Genomic DNA, 2,730 nt, shown 5'->3' with positions numbered 1-2,730 from the left:
CCCTTTGTTGGGGAGTCGTCAAGCGGTTAAGACACTGGATTTTGATTCCAGCATGCGAAGGTTCGAATCCTTCCTCCCCAGCCAACACCCTTTATTGGGGAGTCGTCAAGCGGTTAAGACACTGGATTTTGATTCCAGCATGCGAAGGTTCGAATCCTTCCTCCCCAGCCAAATAAAAGCGTGTAAGTTTTCTTACACGCTTTTTTATGCACGGAGCGAAATAACGCTTTAAAACTTTTTTTTACCCGTCTTTACGCGTATAATCGCGCAATTAGTGTCTTAGACATAGGGCAAAGGGAAGCGTAATGTTTTCTGCGCGTAAATCAAATCTAGAATCAGGTGAAGATATGGCTGCTTATGACAGTTTAATGGTGTTTACCGGTAATGCAAACCCGGAATTGGCGCAACGTGTTGTCAAACATTTGGATATTTCACTCGGTGAAGCCACCGTTTCCAAATTCTCTGATGGCGAAGTAGCCATTGAACTGTTGGAAAATGTGCGTGGTCGCGATGTGTTTATTTTGCAACCTACCTGCGCGCCAACCAATGACAACCTGATGGAAATTTTGACTATGGCCGATGCACTCAAACGTGCTTCTGCCGGTCGTATTACTGCCGCGATTCCTTACTTTGGCTATGCGCGTCAAGATCGTCGTCCTCGCTCTGTTCGTGTACCGATTTCTGCTAAATTGGTAGCGAATATGTTGTACTCAGCAGGTATCGACCGCGTATTAACTGTTGACTTGCATGCTGATCAAATTCAAGGTTTCTTCGATATTCCGGTAGATAATATTTACGCTACCCCGATTCTATTGAACGATATTAAACAACAACGTATCGACAATCTGACTGTTGTCAGCCCTGATATCGGTGGTGTTGTACGTGCACGTGCTGTTGCTAAATCTTTAAATGCTGATTTGGCCATTATTGATAAACGTCGTCCTAAAGCCAACGTGGCTGAAGTGATGAATATTATTGGTGATATTCAAGGCCGTACTTGCTTAATCGTAGATGATATGATCGATACGGCAAACACCTTATGTAAAGCGGCTGTTGCCCTGAAAGAGCGCGGTGCAGATCGTGTATTAGCATATGCCAGCCATGCAGTATTCTCCGGTGAAGCAGTGAGTCGAATTGCTTCTTCCGAAATTGACCAAGTAGTTGTGACAGATACCATTCCGTTGTCTGAAGCAGCTAAAAAATGTGAACGCATCCGTCAAGTTACCATTGCCGGTTTGCTGGCTGAGACGGTACGCCGTATCAGTAATGAAGAATCCGTCTCATATCTTTTCAATGAAGATGTGATGACTGGCGGCATGTTGCTGCCATAACCCGATGTCGTCTTAAGCTGGTCGCGGCCGATGACGACGATTTTATCTAAATTGGAGTATTAAACATGACTTACGAAATTCAAGCCTCTGTTCGCGAAGCCCAAGGCACTGGTGCGAGCCGCCGCCTGCGTCGCGAAGGCCAAATCCCTGGCATCCTGTACGGTGAAGGTCAAGAGCCTGTTGCTATTGCTGTAGACCACAAAACTGTATTCTACGCATTGGAAAAAGAATCTTTCCATACTGCTTTGATCAAACTGTCTTTGAACGGTGAAACTAAAGACGTTATCGTGCGTGACTTCCAAATGCACCCATTCCGCCGCGAAGTTCAACACATCGACTTCCAAGCTGTAAAAGCTGATCAACCTGTACGCATCCGCGTTCCTCTGCACATTGTTAACGCTGAAAACTCTCAAGCTGTTAAACTGCAAGGTGGTCGCGTATCTCTGTTGAACACTTCTGTTGAAGTAGTTACTTTGCCTGCAAACATTCCTGCTTTCTTGGAACTGGATTGTGCATCAGTAGTTGCCGGCGACATTCTGCACTTGTCAGACATCAAATTGCCAGAAGGTGTTGAAAGCGTTTCTCTGAAACGTAACGAAAACCTGGCTGTTGCTACTGTTACCGGTAAAAAACGCTAATAGGTAGTTAATATAAGAAAACCGTATCAGATTTATCTGATACGGTTTTTGTTTTACATATGAAATCATTTGCTATAGAACTTAGGTAAATGTAACAGCATATGTACCTTATAAGATTGAAGCAATTTCATTGCGAAGCTTATTAAGAAAGCGTCCATGCCGTACCCATTGTGCGGCTGATTCATAATCCTGGTTTTCAAATGCTTGTTGCAAATCTTGATATAGGTTGCTTTGTACTTCTTGGATTTCTTGATCCAGTGCTCGGATGGCATCATGGTTTTGTTCCATTTGAGCATCCATCAATGTTTCCCGCCATTCCATCTGCTGCATGAGGAACTCTGGTGAGAACGAAGTGTGTTCAGGTGCATCGGCATCGATATTTTGGCTTTTCAAGAGATAAGCAGCCCGATCAATAGGGCTTTTTAATGTGCGGTAGGCATCATTAATTGTAGAAGACATCATAACGGCTTGTTTCTGCTCAAAAGCTGAGGCGGAAGCAAATTTATCGGGATGAAAACGGGCAGCTAAAGCTCGATAGGTCTGTTCGAGTGCTTCGGTATCAATATTGAAAGATGGCTCAAGCTGGAAGAGGTTGAAGTATTGAGACATGATATTAAAGGAAAAAATCTAAAGAAGAAGATTATTTTACGATATAATCCAAAAACTGTTTATACGAAAGGAAAACAATATGACCGGTAAGGTACAACACAATAAAGGCAAAATACGAGACAATGCCTTAAAAGCCTTAGTCAAATCTGATT

At 43.4% G+C, this 2,730-nt stretch carries 4 protein-coding genes and 2 tRNA genes; 5 read left to right on the top strand and 1 reads right to left on the bottom strand.

Going from position 1 to position 2,730, the window contains the following annotated elements; genetic code table 11:
- Positions 1 to 8 precede the first annotated feature (8 nt).
- The 4 genes from ACTHUT_RS17375 to ACTHUT_RS17360 all read left to right on the top strand — a co-directional run bounded on the left by ACTHUT_RS17375 (position 9) and on the right by ACTHUT_RS17360 (position 1,969).
- A tRNA-Gln gene (locus ACTHUT_RS17375) sits at positions 9 to 84 on the top strand.
- 11 nt (positions 85 to 95) lie between these two features.
- Positions 96 to 171: transfer RNA gene (locus ACTHUT_RS17370), tRNA-Gln, on the top strand.
- A gap of 176 nt (positions 172 to 347) precedes the next feature.
- The gene (locus ACTHUT_RS17365; RefSeq protein ID WP_152333207.1) at positions 348 to 1,331 is read left to right on the top strand and encodes a ribose-phosphate pyrophosphokinase; all 984 of its coding nucleotides are present in this window, start codon (positions 348 to 350) and stop codon (positions 1,329 to 1,331) included.
- 65 nt (positions 1,332 to 1,396) lie between these two features.
- Positions 1,397 to 1,969: a 50S ribosomal protein L25/general stress protein Ctc gene (locus ACTHUT_RS17360; protein WP_250600355.1), complete on the top strand. Its 573-nt coding sequence runs from the start codon at positions 1,397 to 1,399 to the stop codon at positions 1,967 to 1,969.
- Positions 1,970 to 2,077: 108 nt separating this feature from the next.
- Here the strand turns inward: ACTHUT_RS17360 and hscB are convergent, their stop codons facing one another.
- Entirely contained in the window at positions 2,078 to 2,578 is a 501-nt protein-coding gene (gene hscB / locus ACTHUT_RS17355) for a Fe-S protein assembly co-chaperone HscB (RefSeq protein WP_003685550.1), read from the bottom strand.
- A gap of 79 nt (positions 2,579 to 2,657) precedes the next feature.
- Between hscB and arfA the strand changes: the two genes are divergently transcribed.
- Positions 2,658 to 2,730: alternative ribosome rescue factor ArfA (arfA, locus tag ACTHUT_RS17350; protein WP_440419198.1), on the top strand; the 73-nt coding region annotated here is incomplete at its 3' end.

The sequence above is a fragment of the Neisseria sp. P0022.S010 genome (genome assembly GCF_051956635.1).
Note: the sequence above shows the minus strand (reverse complement) of the source record. Positions and strands in the feature narration are given on the sequence as shown.